We start from the raw sequence: 23,812 nt of genomic DNA on the forward strand, positions 1-23,812 counted from the left end.
AGTGAAGCATGCAGGATTCAGTTATATTTCTACCGTTACGTGGGCAGCGCGCACACCTGCGGGCAGGCACTCTTACCGCAACAGCCCTTGCCGAGGCATCACTCGCCGCTTACCAGCAGCGCGGCCAACACGATCACGCCTACCTCACCTGGAACGGCGAACAGGCCCTGGCGATGGCCAAAGCTGCCGACGCTGTACTCGCCCAAGGTGGAGATGCGGGGGCGTTAATGGGCATGGCGGTATCGATTAAAGATATCTACGCCGTGCCAGGGCTACCCACCTATGCGGGTTCTTCCCAACGCCTGCCCAAGTGCTGGGAGCGCCCCGGCCCGGTAGTGAGCGCTTTGCTAAAGCAATTGCCTTCCGTGATGGGTAAAACCCACTCCGTTGAGTTTGCCTTTGGCGGGCTGGGTACCAACGCCCACTGGGGAGCGCCGCGCAACCCTTGGGATACGTCTCAGCACCGCACGCCTGGCGGTTCCAGTTCTGGGGCAGGTGTTTCGTTAGTGAGCGGGACGGCAAGCCTGGCGTTGGGTACCGATACCGCCGGATCAGTGCGTATTCCTGCTTCTATGACCGGCGTAGTGGGATTGAAAACCACCGCCGGGCGCTGGTCGACCGAGCAGATTGTACCGCTATCCACCACGCTGGATACGCCAGGGCTGCTGGCGCGTCGGGTAGACGATATCGCCTTTGCGTTTGATGCACTGGATCCTGGTCTTAGCGGTAAAGATCAAAGTGTTCCGGCGACGCCCTCTCTGGCTGGTCTTACCTTCGGTGTGCCGGAAACGTTTTTCTGGGATGACTGCAGCCCGGGTATCGCGGAAACGGTTCGCGCGGCGATCAAACAGCTCGAAGCCGCCGGTGCACGAATAGTCACCTTGGAACTGCCTGGCATCGATGAAGCTTATGAGTTGTTCACACTGGGCGGTGTGGCCGCGCCGGAGTTGGCGGCGTTTCTAAAAACCGAACTGCCTGAGATGATCGACTCTCTCGACCCTAACGTCTCGGCCCGGGTCAAAGCGGCTGATGATATGCCCGCCTGGGAGTATGTGCGTCGTCGCACAATACTGGATTCGCTCTATCAATCTGCGGCTGCCCGTATGGCCGATGTTGATGCGGTGCTCACCCCTACGGTGGCAATCACCCCGCCCACCATCCAAAGCCTTGAGCCAGAAGGTGCTTACCCCAAAGCCAATATGCACGCCCTGCGCAACACGGTGATTGCCAACTTTCTCGGTCTGTGTGCTTTGACGCTACCGGTGGGGAAAGACGCGGTAGGCATGCCGGTTGGCCTGCAAGTGCTCGCCGGGCCGTGGCAGGACGCGAAACTTTTAGCCATTGGTCAGGCGATTGAAAATGAGTTGGGCTCAGGCTTGGAGATTCTTGGCCAACCGCCATCAGTGTGAACGCTGATGCGGCCTAAGTGCTGCCGCCGACTTGAAGCGTAAAGCCCACATCGTGCTGACGGCGGTAGACGTTTTTACCGCTTAGCCTGCGGATAAGTTCTTTGGCGGCTAAGCGGCCCATCTCTTCTCTAGGGGAGAGAATGGTGGTGAGCTGGGGCGTGACGTGCTGGCCAAGCGGTAGGCCGTTAAACCCGGCAATGGCGATATCGCCTGGCACGTTTAGCCCTTGACGTTGAGCCGCTAGCAGAGCGCCTGCTGCTAAGTCGTCATTAGCAAAGTGGATGGCTTGGGCGTGAGGGTAGTTCGCTAATACCTCGGTCAGACTGTCCGCTCCCGCTTGCAGGCTACCCAGGGTGTCGAGCTCCACTAAGGGGGCTTCTATGCCCTTCGCCTGTAGCACCTCTTTATGTCCTTCATATCGCATGCCTGCGCGGTAATCGTGAGCAAGCCGCGCACCCACATACACGATATGGCGGTAGCCTTGGTCGAAAAGGTGGTTGGCCATGCAGCGGCCAGCAGCCACATGATCCAGCCCGACATTCAGGTCCATGCCTTGCCCCAGCTCCATCACCTCCATAATGGGGTGATCCCAGTTGGTCAGCAGCGTATGACACGCCTTGTTATGACGCAGCCCAGCGGTGACCAGTGCCGAGCATGACCAGCCCAGAAAAGTGCGCACCAATTGATACTCGCGGTCTAGATCGTAGTCGGTGTTACCCAGCAGTATCTGGTAGCCCTCGGCTTCCAGTGTCTCCTGCAGCCCCTTGATGACCTCCACAAACACGCTATTGATTAGCGACGGCACAATCACCGCAATCAGCCGCGAGCGGGAGGAGGCCAGACTACCGGCTACCAAGTTGGGTACGTAGCCCAGTTTCTCTACGGCTTGTAGAACACTCAGGCGTGCGCTATCGCTGACCTTATCAGGGTAGTTGAGTGCTCGCGATGCGGTAATCGGTGATACCCCTGCTGCTTGCGCCACTTGGCTGAGCGTGACCTGATCGGAGCTTCGGCGCTGCCTGGCAGGGCTGGGAGAGGCAGCGTTGGGAGAGTCTTTAGACATTGGTCGCACGTCCCTGATTTTCAGCTTGTCGTAACGGCAACAATAATCTAAAACGAATGGTAGCGCTATCATGACAGCGCTACCATTTCCCTGATAATGATGAAGAAAGGAAAGACAAGGAAAGAGAAAAGCACCGCGACGATAGCAAGACACACAACCGCAATACACAACAACCGCGAGGTGTCGGCTGGTGAGTCAACACGACAAGCAATCACTTCAAGTAGGTCTTATTGGCCTGGGCGCTATGGGCATGGGTACGGCCACCGCTTTGCTCAAGCAGGGATTTAATGTGACCGGGTGTGATATTTCCGCTGGGGCACGCGATGCCTTCGCGGGAGCAGGGGGGCAAAGCGTAGCCACTCCTGCTGAGCTGGCTCACTGCCATATCGTGTTGGTGGTTGTCGTTAACGGAGCGCAGGTTGAGCAAGTACTGTTCGGTGAGCAGGGGGTGGTAAGTCACTTGGCCCGGGGCAGTCTGATCATACAGTGCGCCACGGTGGCGCCCAGTCAGGCGAAACAGCTTGGTGAGCGTGTGGCGGCAGAGGGATTGCTGCTGCTGGATGCGCCGATTAGCGGCGGTGCTGCTAAAGCCAAAAGTGGTGAACTATCGGTAATGGCCTCTGGGGCAACGGAGGCATTTACCTACGCCGAATCGGTGCTAAACGCCATGGCTGCCAAGGTTTATCGCCTTGGCGATGCTCCTGGCGTTGGCTCAAGTATGAAGCTGGTCAATCAACTGCTGGCAGGTGTGCATATCGCCACCGCCGCTGAAGCCATGGCGCTGGGCATTCGCATGGGGCTCGACCCAGAGGTTATTTATGACGTCATTACCCACTCGGCGGGCAACTCCTGGATGTTCGAAAATCGCGTGCCGCATATCCTGAGTGGTGACTACACGCCGCTTTCGGCGGTGGATATCTTCGTCAAAGATCTCAATATCGTGCATCAAACCGGCCGCGAGCTGGCGTTGGCAACACCGGTAGCGTCTAGCGCTCTGCAGCAGTTTACCGCTGCCAGCGGTGCAGGTTTTGGTCGCGAAGATGACTCGGCGGTGATTAAAGTCTACCAGCGGCTATCGGGCATCGCGTTGCCAGAAGCCGCTAACGACGCCAAGGGAGCCGAATAAAATGGGAATGGGAGCGAACATCGTACTGGGCGCCATTGCCGATGACTTCACTGGGGCGACCGATCTTGCCAATAACCTGGTGCGCGGCGGTATGCGCTGCCTACAGGTGATTGGCGTGCCCCAGCAAGAGGTCGACCTCACTGATATCGATGCGGTGGTCGTGGCGCTGAAATCGCGCTCCTGCCCGGTAGACGAAGCCGTGGCGGACTCACTGGCTGCCCTTGAGTGGCTTTGCCAGCAGGGCGCCCGGCAGCTGTTCTTCAAGTACTGCTCCACCTTTGACTCCACCGCTCAGGGCAATATCGGCCCGGTGGCGGATGCGCTGCTGGAAGCTCTGGGTTCGCACCAAACGGTGATGGTGCCTGCCTTCCCGATTAATGGCCGTACGGTCTACCAGGGCCACCTGTTTGTGGGCGACCGCTTGCTCAACGATAGCGGTATGCAGCACCACCCACTGAATCCCATGCAGGACGCGGATCTCGTGCGAGTACTCGCACGCCAAACGCCGCACCCGGTGGGCTTAGCCAACCGCACGGTGCTGGTTCAAGGCGCAGACGCGACCCGCGCTCACTTAAAGATGCTGGCAGATCAGGGGTTTCGCCATGTGATCTGTGATTCCCTGGATGAGCAGGATCTGGATGTACTTGCCGAAGCTACCGTTACGTTGCCTTTAGTTACCGGCGGTTCAGGGCTAGGGCAGGCGCTGCCTGCTCAGTACCGTGCCCAGGGTTGGCTAGACACGATCAATAAGCCGGGGCGCCTATCGCCTGCTACGGGCGGAACGCTGGTGCTCTCCGGTAGTTGCTCCCGCGCCACGCTGGCTCAGGTGGCGGATTTTCTGACCAAGCACCCTGATGGTGGCTTCGCCCTTGATCCCTTTGCGTTGTCCGAAGGAGGAAAACAGCAGGAGCAGGTGCTGGCATTCGCTCGGCAGCGGCTATCTGCCCAGGCGCCGGTATTACTTTACGCATCGGCTGTTCCCGACAAGGTGGGGGCCGTCCAGCAAGCCTTGGGGGTAGAGCGTGCAGGGGCGCTGGTGGAAGAGGCGCTGAGCCAGTTGGCTGTCAAACTTGTAGATGAAGGCGTTGGCCGGTTGCTGGTTGCCGGTGGCGAAACGTCAGGTGCAGTAGTCTCGGCGTTGGGCATTACCACCCTGCGCATTGGTGAGCAGATCGACCCTGGCGTGCCCTGGACGCAAACCTCAGTGGCGGGTCGCGAGACGCCGCTGTCGCTGGCGCTGAAATCCGGCAACTTTGGTGGCGTCGACTTCTTTACCCGGGCGTTTGAGGTGCTGGTATGAGCATCCACTTGCATCGCCATCCCCAGAACAGTTTGCGGGAGCAGATCAGCACTCTAGGGAAATCGCTGTTTGAACGCGGCCTGACCATGGGCTCCAGCGGCAATATCAGTGTGCGTCTGGATGACGGCGGCTGGCTAATGACGCCGACCAACGCCTGCTTGGGGCGGCTGGATCCTGCGCGGATTTCTCATCTAGATAACAACGGCCAACTGCTGAGTGGCGATCAGCCTACCAAAGAGCAGTTTTTGCATATGGCGATGTACGAGGAGCGCCCGCAATCCGGCGCGATTGTGCACCTGCACTCCACTCATTCGGTGGCGGTCTCTTGCCTGCCCGATGTGAATCCCTGCGACTGCATACCACCACTCACTGCCTACTACGTGATGCGGGTGGGCAAGCTGCCGCTGGTGCCGTATCACATTCCTGGCGACCCCAAACTGGGCGATGCAGTGCGGGGATTAGCGGGTAAGCATAGCGCGGTGCTGCTGGCTAACCACGGCCCAGTGGTGGCGGGGAAAAACCTCGAAGCAGCGATCTACGCCACCGAAGAACTGGAAGAGACCGCCAAGCTTTACCTGTTGCTGCGGGGCGAGAACCCAAGAGGATTAACACCTGAGCAGGTGGCGGAGCTGGAAGCGCGTTTTCCACGGGATTAACGACGCACTTAACAATGGCGTACTTAACAACAAGAGCACCACGATGATTCTATTAGCCGCCAACCTTAGCATGCTGTTTAACGAGCACGCTTTTATAGACCGCTTTGCCGCCGCGGCGAGCGCGGGCTTTAAGGGCGTTGAGTATCTGTTTCCCTATGCATTTTCCCCGGAAGAGCTGCATCAGGCACTGCAAGAATCACAGTTGGAGCAAGTGCTGTTTAATCTGCCGCCAGGCGATTGGGATGCTGGTGAGCGAGGCTTGGCGAGCTTGCCGGGTCGAGAAGGGGAGTTTCGTGACTCGGTGGTTGAAGGGTTACGTTACGCCGAGGCGCTCAACTGCCCTCGGGTGCATGCCATGGCGGGACTGCTCCCGGGAGGTGCCGATGCCGCGACCCAGGCTGAACACCACGCCACCTATATCCGCAATCTGCGCTTTGCTGCGAGTGAAGCGACCAAGGTTGGTCGGGAAATACTGATCGAGCCGATTAATACGCGTGATATGCCCGGCTTTTTTCTCTCTCGCCAGGCGCAGGCCATGGCGGTATTGGAAGAGGTTGGGGCAGAAAATCTAAAGCTACAGTTTGATCTCTACCACTGCCAAATTATGAACGGCGACCTGATTAGCCACCTTGAACGCCAGTTCAGCGCCATCGGGCATATTCAAGTCGCAGGCGTCCCCGGGCGCCACGAGCCGGATGTGGGGGAGGTGCATTACCCAGCCATCTTCGAGCGTTTAAGCGCGCTGGGCTATAGGGGCTGGGTCGGCTGCGAGTATCGCCCCCAGGCCGACACTCGCGCGGGGCTGGGGTGGGGTGAGGCGTGGGGCCTAATCACACACTAATCTGCCCCCAACTGAATGAACAATAACAACACCACAATAGGATCCTCACGATGCATATTGCCATTACCGGTGCAGCCGGGTTTCTCGGCCAGCGTTTAGTCAAGCAACTGCTTGAGCGTGGTGAGCTTCGCCAGCAACCGATTACCCGCTTAACGCTCCTTGACCAAGTGGAAGCACCGCAGCCCGCCGCGGGAAGCGTCGACGTTAAATCAATGGCGCTAGATATTACCGCGCCAGGCGCGCTGGATGGCGTGCTGGCGCAACGGCCCGACGTTATTTATCACTTAGCCGCGGTTGTCAGCTCCGCAGCAGAGGCCGATTTAGAACTCGGCATGCGGGTTAACTTTGATGCTACCCGGGCGCTGCTGGAAGGCTGTCGGGAACAGGGCCTGGTCGATACCCGCTTGATTATGGCCAGCTCCGTGGCGGCCTACGGCGGTGAGTTGCCGGAGGTGCTGGATGATATGACGGCACTCCATCCGCAAAACTCCTACGGCGCCCAGAAAGCCATGTGCGAACTGCTTATCAACGATTACAGTCGCCGTGGGCTCATTGATGGGCTAGTGCTGCGCCTGCCGACGATTGTGATTCGCCCCGGCCGCCCTAATGCCGCGGCCTCCAGCTTTGCTTCCAGCATTCTGCGTGAGCCGCTCAATGGCGAAGAGGCGGTTTGCCAGGTGCCTACCGAGCTGCCGATGTTTGTGATGTCACCGGGCAGAGTGGTGGCGGCGCTGATCCATGGTGCGGAAGTACCAAGCGAAGCCCTGTCCCCTTTTCGTGCCTTTATGCTACCCGGCATTACCGTCACGGTGGCCGATATGCTGGCTGCACTGCGCGATGTGGCCGGCGAGCAAGCGTTTGCGCTGGTACGCCATGAGCCTGACCCGCGCATTGAAGCCATTGTGGCGAGCTGGCCTGCGCGTTTTGAAACCGCGAAAGCCAAGCAGCTTGGTTTTGTGGGCGATGACAACTTTAAACAGATTATTGATGCATTCGTTACTGAACCGTCGTGAGTTCCGGTCTGCCGCATGCGGCAGACAACAGCCTGGGGCGACGCTAGCAATAGCCTGTGTCGCTCCGCACTCCACCCTCACAACAACATAAAGAGGGCACTTCAATGACTAAGCAACACTTTACAACGACACCAACACTTACACGCCATGCCCTGGTGGCGGCGATTAGCGGTATTGCAACCGTTGGCATTGCACTACAAGCCCATGCGGCGACGGAAGTGAACCTGGGGCACACCCTTTCAGACAACTCCCACTACTCAGTGGGTGCAGATGCCTTTAAAGAGGCGTTGGAGCGTTTATCTGATGGCGAGTTCACCGTGACCGAGCACACCTCAGGGTCGCTGGGCGGTGAGCGGGAGATGATCGAAGGATTGCAAATCGGCACCGTCGATGTGGTGATTACCTCCACTGGCCCGCTGGGTAACTTCGTTCCCGAAACCTATGTGCTCGACCTGCCGTTCCTGTTTGAGAACTACGACCAGGCGCGCTGCGTGCTGGATAGTGAGCTTGGCGACGAACTACTGGAAAAAATGGGCGATCACGATTTGATCGGCCTAGCGTGGACAGAGAATGGCTTCCGCCATCTGACCAATAGCCAGCGAGAAATCGCCACCCCTGCCGACGCCGAAGGGCTGCGCGTACGCACCATGGAGAACGCCGTACATCAGGAGGCGTTCCGCCAAATGGGTGCCCGGCCAACGCCGATGGCTTTCCCGGAACTGTTCACCGCACTTCAGCAAGGCACCGTCGATGGTCAGGAGAACCCAATTACCGTCATCGTGGCGACCAATTTCTGGGAAGTGCAGGACTACCTATCGCTAACCGGGCACGTCTATTCGCCGGCCATCGTACTGGGGTCGCCGATTCTGCTCGACGGCTTGAGTGATGAAGAGCGCGGCTGGTTTAAGGAAGCCGCTGTTGCATCTGCTGAAGCAACCCGTGAAGAGGTCTCGCGGCTAGAGCGTGAAGGTGTGGCGCTGCTGGAAGAGAACGGTATGACGGTAAAGACCGACATTGATGTTGCTCCTTTCCAGGAAGCGGTTCAGCCCGCCTATGAAATATTTACCTCTGAGTACGGTACCGAAATGCTGGAGCGCATTCAGGACAAAGCCAGCAGTTGCTGAGCGCTTCTTCCTCCCCGGCCTTCGGCGTAGCCGGAGGCCGCTTTGGCATGGTGATCTCTTATGCTAGCGGTATTTCTTCGTTTTGAGCATCAGTTAACCCGGTTTGCAATGCTGATCGCAGTGGTGATGCTGGCGATATCGGTAACCCTCAGCTTTTATCAGGTGCTCACCCGCTTTGTGTTTAACGCCCCTTCTACCTGGACGGAAGTCGCCTCCCGCGCCGCCATGATCTGGTGCGTGTTTATGGCCGCTGCAGCCACCTTTCGGGGCGGTTACATGATGGCGGTGGAAGTCGTTTATAAAGTGGTGCCTGCACGTTTTCTCACTCTTTTAGAGGTGCTCATTGTGGTGTGCTGCCTGCTGGTGCTTGGGGTGCTGATCCATTACGGCATCCAGATGACGATGCGGGTGAGCAATCAAACCATATCGGGGATGAATATTTCCATGTCTTGGGCCTATGCGGCGATTCCGACGGGCTCAAGTTTTGCCATTCTCGCCGTCGCTGCCCGTCTGCTGGCCCAGCTGAGCGGCCGCGAAAAAGTGGGGCCGGAGAATAGCGAAATAGTACCTGACGCCCAGGATGGGCAGCTATCTGAAGAAGGGGCGAAGCCATGAATATGGTTATTGGCCTGTCGCTGATCATTCTCTTCACCTTCGGCGTGCCGATCGCGATTTCGATTATCCTGGCGTCAATTATCGGCATTGAGTTCTTTACTCGCTTGCCACTGTTGCTGGTGCCGCAGCAGATGTTTATTGGTATCGATAAATTCCCGCTGATGGCGATCCCGTTTTTTATTCTTGCCGGGAATTTGATGGCCGCAGGGGGCATCTCCCAGCGCCTGGTGGACTTAGCCAAATCCATCGTAGGGCGGGTGCAGGGCGGCTTGGCGATGTCCTGCGTGCTGACCTGCATGATGTTTGCGGCGGTGTCAGGCTCCAGTGTGGCCACCACCTTCGCGATTGGCGCCATCTTGATTCCGGCGATGGTGAAGCATGGCTACCCTAAGCCCTTGGCTGCCTCCATTCAGGCGTCATCCGCTGAGCTGGGCGTGCTTATACCCCCGTCGATTCCTCTCATTCTGTATGGCGTGAGCACCGATACGTCCATTGGTCAGCTGTTCCTCGCAGGCATTGGCCCCGGCATATTGATTGGCAGCGCGCTCATACTCTTTCTCTACCTGTTCTGCAAAGTGCGCGGTTACGGCAAGGACGACTATAAAGACAGCACCGGCTTTATGATCTCGGTAAAGCGTGCCTGGGTGGCTATGCTGATGCCGGTGGTCGTGATCGGCGGTATCTATGGCGGGATATTTACCCCCACCGAAGCCTCCGCTGTGGCGGTATTTTTTGCCCTGATCGTTGGCGGTTTTTACTACCGTGAGCTGAAGCTAGACGACCTGTGGCCGATTTTACGCCAGAGCGTGGTCTCTACGGCCGCTGTTATGTTGATTATTGCCGCCGCCTCGCTGTTTAGCTTTCTGCTCAGCCGCACCGGGCTTCCTGCACAAATTGCCACCCTGGTCACCAATACCATTGATGACCCCATTATGTTCCTGCTGGTGGTGAATGCGCTGCTGCTGGTCGTCGGTATGTTTATTGAAACCTCCGCCGCCATTCTAGTGCTGGCGCCGATATTGACCCCCATCGCAATGCAGTTCGGCATCCACCCCGTCCATTTTGGGCTGGTGATGGTGGTTAATCTGGCGCTTGGCATGATTACGCCACCGCTAGGCGTAAACCTCTTTGCTGCCTGTGCGGTCGCCAAAATCTCGATCGATCAAATGCTGCCATGGCTGTTGCGCTTTGTCTTGGTGGTGCTGGCCTGCCTAATGGCTATCACTTACATGCCATGGATTTCCATGGGGCTGGTGACTGCTTTTTACGGTTAACCCCGCCGTTTTTAGCGTTAATCAAACAATCATAATAAGAGGAGTGCGATATGCCAGATGCATTAACGTTGCCACCGCAGCAGGCGCTGGTGGCTGGAGAGTGGGTGAACACCACCACAACGTTACAGGTGGAAGCCCCGGCCAGTGGTGAACCGCTGACCCGTATCGCCCGTTGCCAAATAGACGATGTAGAAGCGGCGGTACAAGCCGCACGGCGGGCCTTTTCTGGCCAGCTAGGCGAGTGGGCCCGATGGTCTGCCAGGCAGCGCAGCGAATGGTTGCTACGCTTTGCAAATATTATCGAGGCGCACCATGAGCAATTGGCACAGCTTGAGTGTGCTGATACCGGGAAGCCCATGACTCAAGCCAGAGGCGATATTGGTGCTTGCGCACGCTACTTTCGCTTTTATGGCGGGGCGGCGGATAAACTTCACGGTGAAACCATCCCCTTTGAGACCGACTTCGCGGTAATGACCCTGCGTGAGCCCTACGGCGTGTGTGCGCAAATTATTCCCTGGAATTACCCTTCGCAGATCTTCGGGCGCTGCGTTGCGGCGGCGCTGGCCGCAGGTAATACCGTTGTGCTCAAGCCCGCAGAGGATGCCTGTTTGAGCGTATTGCGTTTAGCGCAACTGGCAGTGGATCATGGCCTTCCGGCAGGTGCTCTCAACGTAGTGCCAGGGCTTGGCGCTGAAGCGGGCGCTGCCCTTGCTGCCCATCCAAGCATTGATCACCTCTCCTTTACCGGCTCGCCAGAGACCGGCACTCATGTCGCCCAGGCGGCTGCGCAGCACCATGTACCCGTCACTCTGGAACTTGGCGGCAAATCTCCTCAGTTAGTGTTTGCCGATGCGGATCTTGATGCCGCGCTGCCCGCAGTAGTGCGCGGGATTATCCAGAATGCCGGGCAGACCTGCTCCGCAGGCAGCCGTTTGTTGGTGCAGCGGGAGATCGCTGAGAGTGTGGTCGCTAACCTAAGCGAGCGCTTCGCTGCCCTGCGCTGTGATGCAGGCGAAGCGGACGCTGACTGTGGCCCACTGATCAATGCGCGTCAAAAAGCCAAGCTGGAAGCGCGCTTGGCGGCCGCCGAAGCCGACGGTATTTGCGTGGCGGCAAAAGGCCTGTTAGCGGCAAGCGCGCCAAGTGGCGGCCACTTCGTCATGCCCCAACTACTCACCGATATTCCTGAAGGGCATGAAGTGCTTCACGAGGAGCTATTTGGCCCAGTGCTGGTCGTGCAGGTGTTTGAGGATGAAGCCGAAGCCCTGGCGCTGGCCAACGCTACCGATTTTGGACTCTGTGCCGGTATTTGGACGCGGGATGGTGGTCGCCAGCTCCGTTTGGCTAAAGGTATTCGCAGTGGCCAGGTATTTATCAACAACTACGGCGCCGCCGGTGGCGTAGAGCTACCTTTTGGTGGCGTTGGTCGCTCCGGCCATGGCCGAGAGAAAGGCTTTGAAGGTCTGCGTAGCTATACCCGAATTAAGACGGTTGCTATCAAGCACGACTAATCACCATGAATGGAGCTATGACAATGACAACATCTCGCCAGGTGGGCATCGTCGGCGTGGGGCTGATGGGCCATGGGATTGCCAGCAGCCTGCTGCGCGCAGGCCACCAAGTCAGCTTTCTTAATCACTCGGGCAACCAGCCCGTAGATGACCTGCTGGCCGCCGGTGCCACCGCGTTGAATTCAGGCCGGGAGGTAGCACAGAGCGCAGAGGTGGTGATTCTGTGCGTAACCGGCTCACCCCAAGTAGAAACGGTGCTGTTTGAGCCTAACGGCGTTTTGGAAGGGCTAACGCCCGGTAGTATCGTCGTGGACTGCTCCACGGCCTTGCCCAGTTCAACGGAAAACGTCGCTGCCAGAGTCACCGAGGCGGGTGGGCGCTTTATGGATGCGGCCATGACGCGCACCCCAAAAGAGGCGGCGGAAGGGCGGCTCAACTTGATCGTCGGCGCGCCGAAGGCGCTGTTTGATGAAACGCTGCCACTATTGGAGGGTTTTGCCGAAAACATTGCCCATGCGGGCGAGGTAGGCGCAGGGCATACCCTTAAACTGCTGCATAACTTTGTTTCTTTGGGATTTTCGGCAGTATTGGCCGAAGCTACAGCGGCATCTCGTAAAGCGGGTATTAGCGATAGCGCATTGCTGGAGGTATTAGGGGCTGGAGGTGGTGGTGGCGTCGTGCTCGAACGGCTGCGCCCCTATATCGCTGATAATGACCCTTCAGGCTTCAAGTTTACCGTTGCCAATGCCAGCAAGGATCTCGGTTACTACCACACTATGACCGAAGATCTCGCCGTAGAGGGAGGTATCGCTGAAGCCGTTCGCAATCTCTACAGGTCTGTTGAGGATCAAAGCCTGCCAATACCAGCGTTAATTGGAGTGCTGGAGCGGCGTTAAAGTAGCTACTCACTTAGCAGGCGCTATCCCGAGCGGGCGCCCCATACGCCGCCAAAAACACATCCACGGCGCTACTGACCTGGCGGTGGAGCTCATCGTCGTTGGGTGGTTTACGCACGCCCAAGCGAACTTCTTTGACCAGCATACCTTGCCACATGCTGCACAGTTGGTCGGCGGCAAGGGTGGGGGCACCAAGGGTTAAATGTCCGGCGTCGGCAAGTCCTGCTAACTTCTCTTGTAGCCATTGCTGCATTGCCCAGGGGCCTGCCTCGAAATACGCCTGGAGCAGCTCCGGGTACTGCTCGCCCTGGGCGCTTAATGCCTGCTCCACTGCCAAAACCTGAGGTTCCAACAAAAATCGCACAAGACTTATGCCAGCCTCTACCAGCGATTGGCGCACTGCTTGGTGGGTATCGGGCAGTTTGTCTAACCCGCGGCGGATGGTGGTGGTTTCGCGCCGTATCACACTGCCAAACAGCGCCTCTTTAGTCACAAAGTGGCCGTAGACTGTGACTTTGGAAACACCCGCTTCTCGGGCAACGGCTTCCATCGTTACCCCCTCTAAGCCGTAGCGAAAAAACAGGCACGCCGCCGCATCCATCATGGCATCCCGTTTTGCCATATCTTTAGGTCGGCCAGCGCGGCGCTTTGGTTCAGGCGATGTAGGTTGTGGCTCTGTCATTCGGTGCAATCCATGCCCATTGGAGTAAATAAATATTTGAACGTGAGCGTACAGATATTATAGTGAACGGTATCGTTCAAGAATAAACCATTTCGAGGCCAACATGGGCACTCCTCTAAAAACTTCCTGGAACCACCGGTTTCGCGGCATGCTGGCAGCGCTGTTGATGGTAGGTGCCACACTGGCGACGGTGTTTTTTCTATCCAGTCAGCACAGCAGTGCTCAGCAGGCCCGCCAGCAAGGCGCTGATAACGCTCTGCTACAGGTGGCGACCCAGGCCCTGGAGCAAGCCGAACAACTGCAGCGCGATGTGCGCTTAACCGGTCGCGTGGTGGCGCGCCAGTCGGTATCGCTGGCCTTTGAGCCTGCTGGCCGAGTAAGCGCTGTAGCAGCAGACAGAGGCGATGCGGTTGAGCAAGGGGATGTACTTGCCACACTGGATACCCGTCGCTTGGAAAGCCGCTTAGCGGAGGTAGCCGCGCGCAGTGAAGAAGCCCGTGCCAGCCTCAACCTGGCTCAGCGCCAGGAGGAGCGTGAAGCGCAGCTAAACCAGAATAACTTTGCCAGCCGCACGGCGCTGGATCAGGCCCGGACAGATCGATTGACCCTTCAGGCTCGCCTTGCGGCGCTGGCAGCCGAGCGCGATAGCCTTACCGCCGATTTGGATGACAGTACGTTGAAAGCGCCCTTTGCCGGACGAGTGATTGAGCGCCACGTCAGTGTCGGTAGCCTGGTGAGTAGCGGTACTACCGCTTTCGATCTTATCGATATCGAGCAGTTAGAAGCGCATCTTGGCCTACCCGCAGCGCTGGCCGCGACGTTTACTCCAAATGAGGCCGTTGAGCTGAACGTCAATGGCGAGGAGGTCAACGGGGTGGTGCGTGCCCGGCTCCCCCAGGTTGATAGCGACAGCCGTACCCAGACGCTGGTGGTGTCGCTGGAAGCCCCAGATCACGCCGTGCCCGGCGATCTGGCAGAGCTGCGCTACAGGATCACAGAGCCCGCAAAGGGTTACTGGGTGCCGTTGGATTCCCTACAAGCCGCTGACCGTGGTCTGTGGAACGTACTGGTGGCCGAGCCGTTAGAGAACGATCACTACCGTGTAGCCCAGGCCAGCGTGGAGCTGCTGCATAGTGAAGGCGACCAAGCCTTTGTGCGCGGCACGCTGGCGCCAGGTATGCGGCTGATTACCAGCGGCACCCACCGAATTACGCCAGGTCAGCAGGTCACGCTAAGCGAAGGAGTGGCCGATGAAGCGCCTTGAGTGGTTATTTAACCGGCGACTGTTAGCGCTCGCTCTGGGCCTTCTCGTGGTTGCTGGGCTGTCGGCCATTCAAACGTTGCCACGTGCAGAGGATCCTCACTTGGTAGCCCGCATGGCCACAGTGCTTGCGCCTTTCCCTGGTGCCACTCCCGAGCAGGTCGAAGCCTTGGTGGCGCGACCCATTGAGGATGAACTACGCACCATCGCCGAGATTAACGTGCTGGAATCCACCTCACGCCAGGGCATTGCTGTGATTAGCCTTGAGCTTGAGGATGCCGTGACCAATGTAACGCCGGTGTGGAGCCGCGTGCGCGACAAGCTGGCTGATGTCGTCCCTTCACTGCCTGATGGCGTGCAAACGCCGGAGCTGCTGGATGATCGCGGTTACGCGTTTAGCATCGTGGCCGCACTGCGCTGGACGCTGGACTCCCCACCCAACCCCCAACTGATGGAGCGCTACGCCGAGCGCTTGGAAGCAACGTTTCGAAACGTCCCGGGCACGGAGTATACCCACCGCTTTGGCGTGGCGGGGGAGCAGATAGAAGTAAAAGTTGACCCGCTTGAGCTGAACGCCTTGGGGCTCTCCGTCGGGCAGTTAGCGGCCACCATTGAGGCAAGTGATGGCCGACGTACCGCAGGTGAAGTGGTCACCGATGGCCACCGGCTAACGGTAGGGCTAAGCGGGGAGTTCGATGCGCTCGACAGGCTACGCGAAATAGAAGTAGCGACTCGTCAAGGGCAAACCGTCAGGCTTGGCGAGTTGGCTGAGCTACGCCGCGGCGTGCAAGACCCGCCCGCCGCGGTGGCACTGCTAAACGGCGAACGTGCGGTGTTTGTGGGCGCACGTATGGTACCCGGCCAGCGTATTGATAGCTGGGTGGAAAAAGCACAAGAGCAGTTGGCGGTGTTCGCCGATGAGTTGCCTGTCGGTATCGCGGTTGAAGAGGTTTTTGAGCAGGCCAGTTACACCAACCAACGCTTAAGTGACGTGGCAGGCAGCCTATTGATGGGGCTGGTGCTGGTGGTGGCGATCTTGTTCCTCACCATGGGGTGGCGCTCGGCGGTGACGGTGGGGTTAGCGATTCCCGCCACGGCCCTGCTCACCCTGGCGCTCTTCAGGCCGCTGGGTATCGATATCCACCAGATGAGCATCACCGGCATTATCGTGGCGCTGGGGCTGATGGTCGATAACGCCATTGTGATGACCAACGCCCTACGCGAGCGCTTTTTAAAAGGCGATTCAGCGCTTGCCGCTACCCGGGACACACTGCGCCACTTAGCGGTGCCACTGCTGGCCAGCACCTTAACCACCATTCTGGCGTTTATGCCGATTGTGCTGATGCCCGGCCCTGCGGGGGAGTTCGTGGGGCCCCTGGCCATGGCGGTGATGGTCGCGTTGGTAAGCTCTTATCTGGTCTCGTTGCTGCTGGTGCCGGCACTCTCTCCCATGCTGTTAGCCAGAGTCGCTGATAAACCACCAACGCCTCGAAATAAAGGTGTCAGTGGGATGGTTAAGCGCGGCTTTCGCCGAACGGTACGCAGCGCGCTGCGTCACCCCTGGGCTGCGATGATCATCACCCTATGTGTGCCGGTGGGCGGCATGGCGTTGATGCCCACCCTGGACGTGGCGTTCTTCCCACCCGCCGACCGCGACCAATTTCACATCGAGGTGCGCCTGCCCCCTGCTAGCAGTATGGCCAACAGCGAAGCCCTGGCCCATGAGGTCGAGGCGATGATTCGTGAGCTGCCAGGCGTCACCCGCGTCTCGGCGTTTGTGGGGGAAAGTGCACCGATGATGTATTACAACGTGCTCACTAATGAGGATAACAACCCCGCGTTTTTGCACTTGGTGGTGGACACGGCGTCTTTACAGACCACGAATCAACGAGTGCCCGCCTTGCAGCAGGCGCTTGATCAGCGTTTCCCACAGGCCCAAAGCGTGGTGCGCAAGTATGAACAGGGGCCACCGTTTAAAGCCCCGATTGAACTTCGTGTCTATGGTGATGATCTAGAGGTGCTCTCTTCGCTGGGGCTTGAATTGGCGGGTCTAATGCACCAACTGCCTCAGGTGACTCATGTACGCGCTGGCATGCAGCGTGATTTGCCCAGGTTAACCCTGGATATCGACCATACGGCACTGAGTGATGTGGGACTAACGCCGCAGCAGTTAGCGGAGCAGGTGGGCGCCGCGCTCTCGGGACAGTCGGCAGGCATGCTGCTGGAGGATACCCAGCAACTGCCTGTGCGGGTGCGCTACGCCGATGAGTGGCGCACTAACGCTGAACAACTGGCGGCGCTGCGCCTGGTCAGCGATCAGGTGGCTGAGGGTCTGCCACTGGCGGCGGTGGCAGAGGTGTCGCTCACGCCTGCCTGGAGCGTTATTACCCGCCGTAACGCGGAACGGGTACAGCTGGTGCAAGGGTACCTGGTGGCTGACGCTCTGCCAGCGGTCTCCATGGCCCAGTTGGATGACAAACTTCAGGCGGCGCTGGCGTCGGGGGCGTTTCAATTGCCCCCAGGTTACCGAATCGAAACCGGCGGCGAAGCCGCCGAGCGTGATGAAGCCGTGGGCCAGTTGCTTGCCTCGGTGGTGTTGCTGGTTATCGCCATGGTGGCCACCGTGGTGCTGGCCTTTAACTCTTTCCGGCGGGCCGCCATTGTGTTTATTGCCGGAGCGCAAGCGATGGGCATGGGCATTGTGGCGCTACTGCTAAGTGGGCATGCTTTTGGCTTTGTGATTATTGTCGGCATCATGGGGCTGGTGGGGGTAGCGATTAATGCCACCATTATCATTATTGCCGCCTTGGATGACGATGAAGCCGCCCGCCGAGGCGATATCGATGCCATGCTGGCGGTGATCAGCGGCCCCACCAGCCGACATATCGTGTCGACCACGATTACCACCTTTGCTGGTTTAATACCGCTGATGGTGGCTTCTGGAGGCCTTTGGCCACCATTCGCGCAAACGGTGGGTTTTGGACTACTCTTAGCGACGCTAGTGTCGTTTTTCTTTACCCCAGCGCTATATCGGCTTTGGGTATCGCGGCCAGTTAACGTTTAGCTCCATGACCTCACGACTATTTTACAAGGATGAGTAAATAGCATGTATCAGCACTATGCGAGACCAGGGCAGGACGCCGATGGTGAGGAGCCAGGCCATGCGGTGGCCATTCTCAGCGTTCAAGGAAGCTCGCCTGGAATACATATTGTCGACGTTAATACCGACTATCAGCGGTTATGGGGTGGCAGTCGTGAAGATTGGCTGGGAGCAGCGCCGATTATCGTTCAGCAAGAGGCAGCCAACCGGCAAATTTTTGATCAGTTGCACGATGCGCTGAATCCCTTGCTCAATGATGCGGAAAATTTTTTTGAGGGTATTGGTGGGCTGGAATTAAATCGCCGCCATGATGGGTCGCGTCGCTATGTTGAATGGCGAATTACGGCGATGGGTGTGCGCCACAATGACAGCATTACACTCGTGTTAACCCAGCGCAATGTGACCGAGCAGATGGAAAAAGAGGCGCAGCTTGAGCGGCTAGCCACCACCGATATGCTAACGGGGCTAGTGAATAGGTCACAGTTTGATGCGTTACTGAAAAGTGAGATCAGTCGCCGAAACCGCTACGCCCGCCCGCTCTCATTGATCATGTTGGATATCGATTATTTTAAACAGATCAATGATTGCCACGGGCACGATGTCGGTGATCAGGTGCTGGTAGCGCTTGCCGGTTTACTTAAGTGCAATCTACGTAAATCGGATTGTTGCGCACGGTGGGGTGGTGAAGAGTTTATGCTGCTAGCGCCTGAAACCTCTCTTGAACAGGCGGTGCGCCTTGCTGACAAAATTCGAGGTGCGATTAAGCACACCGCTTTCCCTATTCAAGGCAGCGTCACGGCAAGTTTTGGTGTTGTCGAGGTGCATTCACAAGAGTCGGTCAAAAGCGTAATGAAACGAGTGGATAACGCCCTTTATCTAGCCAAAGAGAAAGGGCGCGATCGCGTTTCAACGGGTGGCCTATTAAAATCGGCGAAGCAGGCTTAAGCCGGGTCGCGATCTACAGCAAACGATGACCATGCCTGACGAACGGTCATAATTTCCAAGCGATTGATGTTGATATGGTCGGGCAGCGTCGCTAGGTAGTAAAGCTGCTCGGCGATATCTTCTGCTTGAAGTGGCGTTGTGCCTCGGTAAAGCGCATCCGAAGCGGCCTGGTCGCCTTTGGTTCTGACCAGCGTAAACTCGGTTTCGGCCATGCCGGGGGCAAGATCGGTGACGCGAACGCCAGTACCTAACAGGTCGCAGCGCAGGTTATAGCTGAACTGCTGCACAAAGGCTTTCGATGCGCCATACACATGCCCGCCTGGGTACGGCCACTGTCCCGCCACCGAGCCGAGATTGAGAATGCTCGCGCCTTTACCCGTTTTCAGCAGCAGTGGCAGCGCCGCGTGTGTCACATTGACCAACCCGGTAATATTGGTGTCGATCATGGTGTGCCAATCCTCTAGCGCCACCTTTTGCGCCGGTTCCGGTGCCAGGGCCAAGCCCGCATTATTGATCAAACACGTCAGTGGTAGGAAGCTTTCCGGCAGGTGGCTAATGGCGTCAGTGACTGCATCACTATCGCGTACATCAAGGGCCAACGTTAGCACAGGCACTTGTTTGGAAAGCTCCTCCTCTAGTGCTTTTAGGCGCTCTTCACGACGGCCCGTTAGAATTAACGACCAACCTGCTTTGGCAAAGCGCTGCGCTGCCGCTTTACCAAACCCCGAAGTAGCTCCCGTGATAAGTACGCTAGGCATTGCACTATCTCCATGTTAGTTAATGCTTAATAGGGCGACATTGCCCGTGCTTGTTTCACTGTAAGCAACGTTGGCCCAAGCCATTAGGGCCAGTTAACAACAGCCGATGTGACATTGTCTGTCCCGTTGATGTGTTGCGACTGGCCCTACAGCCTCAAGGATCAAACTCACTAGGCTGGCAAGCACACTATTTCCTAATGGATTAAAACAGGGTGCCTGCTATGAATGCCACTATTGCTGCTTCTTATCCACCCACCCGTGATGTAGATAACCGCTATGTACACGGCTTGGATCGCCAGTATGTGTTCCATTCCTGGGCCCAGCAAGGCAGTTTAGACCCCATGGTCATTGCGGGTGCTGAAGGTTGCCGCGTTTGGGACTATGCGGGACATTCGTATTTGGATTTTAGTAGCCAGCTCGTTAATACCAACATCGGCCATCAGCATCCTAAAGTGGTGAGTGCGATTCAAGCCCAGGCCGCTAGCCTATGTACAATTGCCCCGGCACATGCCAATTTAGCCCGCGGTGAGGCCGCCAAACGGATTATTGCCAAAGCACCTGCTGGTTTCAGTAAGGTGTTTTTCACTAATGCCGGGGCCGATGCCAATGAAAATGCCATTCGCATGGCGCGCCTTTATACCGGGCGCAGCAAAATACTCTCTGCCTACCGCTCCTATCATGGCAATACCGGCTCAGCGATTGCCGCCACCGGTGACTGGCGGCGTGTGCCCAATGAGTATGCCAGCGGGCACGTACACTTCTTTAACCCTTACCTCTATCGCAGTGAGTTCTGGGCGCGGGACGAGGATGAAGAGTGTGAGCGGGCATTGACCCATTTGCGTCGGGTGATTGAGTGCGAAGGCGCCAACGCCGTCGCGGCCATTCTGCTCGAAACCATTCCCGGTACCGCAGGGGTGTTATTACCTCCCAAGGCCTACCTACAGGGCGTTAGAAAGCTGGCCGATGAGTTTGGCATTGTGTTGATTCTCGATGAAGTGATGGCGGGTTTCGGGCGTACGGGGCGCTGGTTCGCCTTTGAGCATTACGATATGGCGCCGGATTTGATTGTTTTTGCCAAAGGGGTCAACTCAGGCTACGTACCTGCCGGTGGGGTGATTATTTCAGCACCTATTTCAGACTACTTCGATGACCACTTTTTTGTCGGCGGCCTAACCTATTCCGGTCATCCGTTGGCAATGGCGGCGATAGTCGCGACCCTGGACGCCATGGAAGAAGAGGGCATCGTTGAAAATGCCGATAAGATCGGGAACGGCCTGTTAGCGGAAGGGTTACAGCAGCTTGCCGAGCGCCATGCGGTGATCGGCGATTGGCGTGGCTTGGGCGTATTTCACGCTTTGGAGCTGGTCAGCGACCCAGTACGCAAAACGCCCCTGCCTGGAGCGGAAGTGCTAAAACTAAAACAACAGCTGATGGAGCAAGGCTTGCTGGTGTTTACCGTCGAAAACCGCATTCATGTTGTGCCGCCGTGCATTGTGTCAGCAGCGGAGATCGAAGAGGGCTTGGCAATTCTTGAACGTGTTTTTGAAAGCTACGCTTTATCTAGCTGATAATAATTGCTTAAGTACTTAAAGCGTTATCGTAAGCGAGGCCCAGGCGCTGTATGCCTGGGTCAATACGCTCCCTTTCGATGGCGCCAAACCCCAAGCGGAAAAAGCGCCGTGGCGGGGCGGCATCGAAGAAGTGTTGAAAACCGGGTTCAATCAACACACCACGTTGAGCGGCATGCCAGGCCAGCCGCTGAGTATCGATGCTGGCGTCTGCTTCCATCCAGAAGGCGCTTGAACGATTGCTGCTGTGGCTCTGGCAGCCAGGCAAGGCCTGTTCAATGGCGAGTCGCATGGCATCCCGGCGCTGGTCTATCTCTTCCACATGCAGTTTGAGATAGCGCTCGTAATAACCTTGAGAAATAAACTGCGCCAGTTGGTGCTGCAACGCCGCGGGCGGGTGGCGATACATCATGCGGCGTAGCGCCCGCAGCTCGTCAATTAACTCTGCATCTGCCACTACGTAACCCATGCGCAGCCCAGGCGAAAGCGCCTTGGATAAGCTGCCCATGTAGATAATCCGCGCGCTCTGCGCACTGGCTTTAAGCGCTGGCAGTGCAAACTGGTCGCCGTGAATCTCGGCGTCGTAGTCATCCTCAATCACGATTTGGTCGCGGTAGGGGAGTTGGGCCAATAGCGCCTCGCGTCGCTCGCGGCTCATGGTCACGCCCGTGGGAACTTGGTGGCTGGGCATCACATACAGATAGTCACACTGCTGAGACCCTTCCAGGCGCATGCCGTCTGCATCCACAGTTTGGAACTGCAGGCTGGCGCCGCGCTGGGCAAATACGTTCATCGCCTCGCGATAACCCGGAGACTCCAGGGCCACGCTCGTGCCCCGATGGCAAAGCAGTTGCGCAATCAAATAGAGCGCATTTTGCGTTCCCATGGTGATCAGTATCTCTTCCGGTCGGGCAAAAATACCTCGCCGCGGCAAAATACGCTTACGCAGTTGCTCAATGAGTAAAGGGTCATCCTGATCAATGCGGTCGCGCAGCCACGGTTTATCACGCTGGGAGCTTAATAAACGCCGGGACACATCGCGCCATTGAGCGAGTGGGAAGAGGCGCGTATCTAACTGACCATAAATAAACGGATAGGCATACTCTGACCAATTGCCGGGTTTGAGAATGCCTTGGTAGTTAGTAGGGCGCTGGGAAATGCGTTTGTGCCAGTTTGGTGCAGCGGTTGAGGCGCTACTGCTCTCAGTGATCGCGGTTAAAGAGGCATTAAGCGCTGATTGAGGCTCATTATAATCAGGGTGTAAGTAATAACCGCTACGAGGGCGACTGATCAGATAGCCGTCTTCGACCAGTTTTTCGTAAACAATCGCGACCGTATTGCGCGAAATACCCAGCTGTTGGGAAAGCTTGCGGCAGGAGGGGAGTGCGTCATCGGTGGGTAAGCTGCCCATGCGAATGGCTTCTAACAGCGTTTTACGCAGCTGTTCTTGCAGGCAGGGGGCAGCGTTAGGGTCGACCTCAAGACACAGCGTTGTCATCCAGCACTCCTATGATCTCTTGCCTTATCAATAGGCGGTAAACCATCACTGCACTGCATCTTTCATGCCAGTTTTCTGATTCGCAGCTGTCCTTTTAATTTACGCTAACTGGCTCTAATCCCGGCGATGATAAAAATCTAGGGTGAATCAGCTTCTTCACATCACCGAAATGTTCGCAGCGGCATGGCTGATGACGACAGGCGAGTGATGTTTTGACCTGTTTTTTTGAACACTCTGGGAGTATCGGACGATGAAAAAAATAACGGCATTGGCTTCAGTGTTGAGTATTGGAGTACTGGCGCTAAGCGTTCCGCTTACCGTTACCGCTGCGGATTTAGAGGAAATCGAGAGCCGTGGCTACATGACCGTGGCCACTGAAGATAATTACGCGCCGTTTAACTTTATGAGTGGCAGCGACCCGGACGGCTTTATCAAAGATATATTGATTGAACTGGAGGAGTACGCTGACTTCGAAATCCGCCAGGATATTCTGCCCTGGACAGGACTGCTCGCGTCGGTCTCGTCGGGCCAGTACGACATGGCACTGACCGGCGCCTCGGTGACCGATGAGCGCCTGCGGGTGTTTAACTACGCGCCGCCGTTTGCCTCTGCCCAGCACTTTTACATCAAGCGGGCGGGCGATGACCGTATCAATAGCGTTGCAGATTTAAGCGGTATGACGCTAGGCGTTCAAGCGGGTAGCGCACTGCTATCGCGCCTGCCAGAGCTGGAAGTCATGCTGGAAGAGAGCGGTGGCGAACTGGGCGACGTCATGCAGTATGAAGCCTATCCAGAAATCTACGCTGATCTCGCCAATGGCCGTGTTGATTACGTTATCAACTCCATCGTGCCGGTAAATGATCTGATCAGTGAGCGCCCTGACGTATTCGAAGCAGGCCAAGCCGTCTCCGGCCCAGGCTATGTGGCTTGGCCGATGCGTAAAGATAGCCCCGAACTGCTGGCCTATATCACTGACTTTATGAGCCACCTGCGTGATTCTGGCCGCTTGGCCGAGCTGCAGGAAAAGTGGTTTGGCGAGTCCTTTGACGACCTACCGACAACGCCGATCACCTCAGTGGAAGAGTTCCACGAAATGGCCGGTATGTAAGCCATCACCTTCGCCAGCCGCCTGGGCATTAGCCGGGCGGCTGCTATCCAATCAAGCGAATCAG

General features: G+C 57.4%; 20 protein-coding genes. 16 read left to right on the forward strand and 4 right to left on the reverse strand.

The window, feature by feature from the left end; translation table 11 throughout:
- The first annotated feature begins 8 nt into the window (after positions 1-8).
- Entirely contained in the window at positions 9-1,409 is a 1,401-nt protein-coding gene (locus ACT3UM_RS00540; RefSeq protein ID WP_498895123.1) for an amidase, read from the forward strand.
- Between the two features lie 13 nt (positions 1,410-1,422).
- Here the strand turns inward: ACT3UM_RS00540 and ACT3UM_RS00545 are convergent, their stop codons facing one another.
- Positions 1,423-2,472 carry a LacI family DNA-binding transcriptional regulator gene (locus tag ACT3UM_RS00545; protein WP_498895125.1) on the reverse strand — a complete coding sequence of 350 codons (1,050 nt, stop codon included), beginning with the start codon at positions 2,470-2,472 and terminating at the stop codon, positions 1,423-1,425.
- 190 nt (positions 2,473-2,662) lie between these two features.
- On the opposite strand from ACT3UM_RS00545, the gene ltnD reads away from it, so the two are divergent.
- The 10 genes from ltnD (at position 2,663) to ACT3UM_RS00595 (ending at position 12,828) form a co-directional block, all read left to right on the forward strand.
- The gene (gene ltnD, locus ACT3UM_RS00550) at positions 2,663-3,598 is read left to right on the forward strand and encodes an L-threonate dehydrogenase (protein WP_498895127.1); all 936 of its coding nucleotides are present in this window, start codon (positions 2,663-2,665) and stop codon (positions 3,596-3,598) included.
- A gap of 1 nt (position 3,599) precedes the next feature.
- Positions 3,600-4,898, forward strand: a complete 1,299-nt coding sequence (gene otnK, locus ACT3UM_RS00555) for a 3-oxo-tetronate kinase (protein ID WP_498895129.1) — start codon at positions 3,600-3,602, stop codon at positions 4,896-4,898.
- The gene (gene otnC, locus ACT3UM_RS00560; protein ID WP_498895131.1) at positions 4,895-5,554 is read left to right on the forward strand and encodes a 3-oxo-tetronate 4-phosphate decarboxylase; all 660 of its coding nucleotides are present in this window, start codon (positions 4,895-4,897) and stop codon (positions 5,552-5,554) included. Before otnK ends, otnC begins: the two co-directional genes overlap by 4 nt.
- Positions 5,555-5,597: 43 nt before the next feature.
- Positions 5,598-6,395 carry a 2-oxo-tetronate isomerase gene (gene otnI / locus ACT3UM_RS00565; RefSeq protein WP_498895133.1) on the forward strand — a complete coding sequence of 266 codons (798 nt, stop codon included), beginning with the start codon at positions 5,598-5,600 and terminating at the stop codon, positions 6,393-6,395.
- 50 nt (positions 6,396-6,445) lie between these two features.
- The gene (gene denD / locus ACT3UM_RS00570) at positions 6,446-7,408 is read left to right on the forward strand and encodes a D-erythronate dehydrogenase (RefSeq protein WP_498895135.1); all 963 of its coding nucleotides are present in this window, start codon (positions 6,446-6,448) and stop codon (positions 7,406-7,408) included.
- Positions 7,409-7,512: 104 nt separating this feature from the next.
- Positions 7,513-8,532 (forward strand): TRAP transporter substrate-binding protein, encoded by a 1,020-nt coding sequence (locus ACT3UM_RS00575; protein ID WP_498895137.1) that lies wholly within the window; start codon positions 7,513-7,515, stop codon positions 8,530-8,532.
- A gap of 60 nt (positions 8,533-8,592) precedes the next feature.
- Positions 8,593-9,147 carry a TRAP transporter small permease gene (locus ACT3UM_RS00580; RefSeq protein ID WP_498895139.1) on the forward strand — a complete coding sequence of 185 codons (555 nt, stop codon included), beginning with the start codon at positions 8,593-8,595 and terminating at the stop codon, positions 9,145-9,147.
- Positions 9,144-10,421: a TRAP transporter large permease gene (locus tag ACT3UM_RS00585; protein ID WP_498895141.1), complete on the forward strand. Its 1,278-nt coding sequence runs from the start codon at positions 9,144-9,146 to the stop codon at positions 10,419-10,421. The genes ACT3UM_RS00580 and ACT3UM_RS00585 overlap by 4 nt, the downstream gene beginning before the upstream one ends.
- A 50-nt stretch (positions 10,422-10,471) precedes the next feature.
- On the forward strand, positions 10,472-11,932 hold the full coding sequence (locus ACT3UM_RS00590; RefSeq protein ID WP_498895143.1) for an aldehyde dehydrogenase family protein: 1,461 nt from the start codon (positions 10,472-10,474) through the stop codon (positions 11,930-11,932).
- Between the two features lie 23 nt (positions 11,933-11,955).
- Positions 11,956-12,828, forward strand: coding sequence for an NAD(P)-dependent oxidoreductase (locus ACT3UM_RS00595; protein ID WP_498895145.1), 873 nt, complete (start codon positions 11,956-11,958; stop codon positions 12,826-12,828).
- A 13-nt stretch (positions 12,829-12,841) separates the two neighbouring features.
- Here the strand turns inward: ACT3UM_RS00595 and ACT3UM_RS00600 are convergent, their stop codons facing one another.
- Positions 12,842-13,510 (reverse strand): TetR/AcrR family transcriptional regulator, encoded by a 669-nt coding sequence (locus tag ACT3UM_RS00600; RefSeq protein ID WP_498895147.1) that lies wholly within the window; start codon positions 13,508-13,510, stop codon positions 12,842-12,844.
- 103 nt (positions 13,511-13,613) lie between these two features.
- Here ACT3UM_RS00600 and ACT3UM_RS00605 point away from each other — a divergent pair, with 103 nt between their 5' ends.
- From ACT3UM_RS00605 to ACT3UM_RS00615, 3 genes are read left to right on the forward strand one after another with little or no spacing between them, the layout of a single operon-like run.
- Positions 13,614-14,774, forward strand: a complete 1,161-nt coding sequence (locus tag ACT3UM_RS00605) for an efflux RND transporter periplasmic adaptor subunit (RefSeq protein WP_498895149.1) — start codon at positions 13,614-13,616, stop codon at positions 14,772-14,774.
- Positions 14,761-17,835, forward strand: coding sequence for an efflux RND transporter permease subunit (locus ACT3UM_RS00610; RefSeq protein WP_498895151.1), 3,075 nt, complete (start codon positions 14,761-14,763; stop codon positions 17,833-17,835). The genes ACT3UM_RS00605 and ACT3UM_RS00610 overlap by 14 nt, the downstream gene beginning before the upstream one ends.
- A 42-nt stretch (positions 17,836-17,877) precedes the next feature.
- On the forward strand, positions 17,878-18,816 hold the full coding sequence (locus ACT3UM_RS00615) for a GGDEF domain-containing protein (RefSeq protein ID WP_498895153.1): 939 nt from the start codon (positions 17,878-17,880) through the stop codon (positions 18,814-18,816).
- On the opposite strand, the gene ACT3UM_RS00620 is transcribed toward ACT3UM_RS00615, so the two are convergent.
- Positions 18,813-19,574 carry an SDR family NAD(P)-dependent oxidoreductase gene (locus ACT3UM_RS00620; protein WP_498895155.1) on the reverse strand — a complete coding sequence of 254 codons (762 nt, stop codon included), beginning with the start codon at positions 19,572-19,574 and terminating at the stop codon, positions 18,813-18,815. The two genes, ACT3UM_RS00615 and ACT3UM_RS00620, sit on opposite strands and share 4 nt — an antisense overlap.
- A gap of 221 nt (positions 19,575-19,795) precedes the next feature.
- Here ACT3UM_RS00620 and ACT3UM_RS00625 point away from each other — a divergent pair, with 221 nt between their 5' ends.
- Positions 19,796-21,142 carry an aspartate aminotransferase family protein gene (locus ACT3UM_RS00625; RefSeq protein ID WP_261377541.1) on the forward strand — a complete coding sequence of 449 codons (1,347 nt, stop codon included), beginning with the start codon at positions 19,796-19,798 and terminating at the stop codon, positions 21,140-21,142.
- Positions 21,143-21,152: 10 nt separating this feature from the next.
- Here the strand turns inward: ACT3UM_RS00625 and pdxR are convergent, their stop codons facing one another.
- A complete protein-coding gene (gene pdxR / locus ACT3UM_RS00630) occupies positions 21,153-22,640 on the reverse strand; it encodes a MocR-like pyridoxine biosynthesis transcription factor PdxR (protein WP_035581099.1) in 1,488 nt (495 codons plus the stop codon).
- A 250-nt stretch (positions 22,641-22,890) separates the two neighbouring features.
- On the opposite strand from pdxR, the gene ACT3UM_RS00635 reads away from it, so the two are divergent.
- A complete protein-coding gene (locus ACT3UM_RS00635; RefSeq protein WP_498895158.1) occupies positions 22,891-23,748 on the forward strand; it encodes a transporter substrate-binding domain-containing protein in 858 nt (285 codons plus the stop codon).
- Positions 23,749-23,812 lie beyond the last annotated feature (64 nt).

It is taken from the genome of Halomonas sp. AOP13-D3-9 (assembly GCF_052379125.1).
GTDB lineage: Bacteria > Pseudomonadota > Gammaproteobacteria > Pseudomonadales > Halomonadaceae > Vreelandella.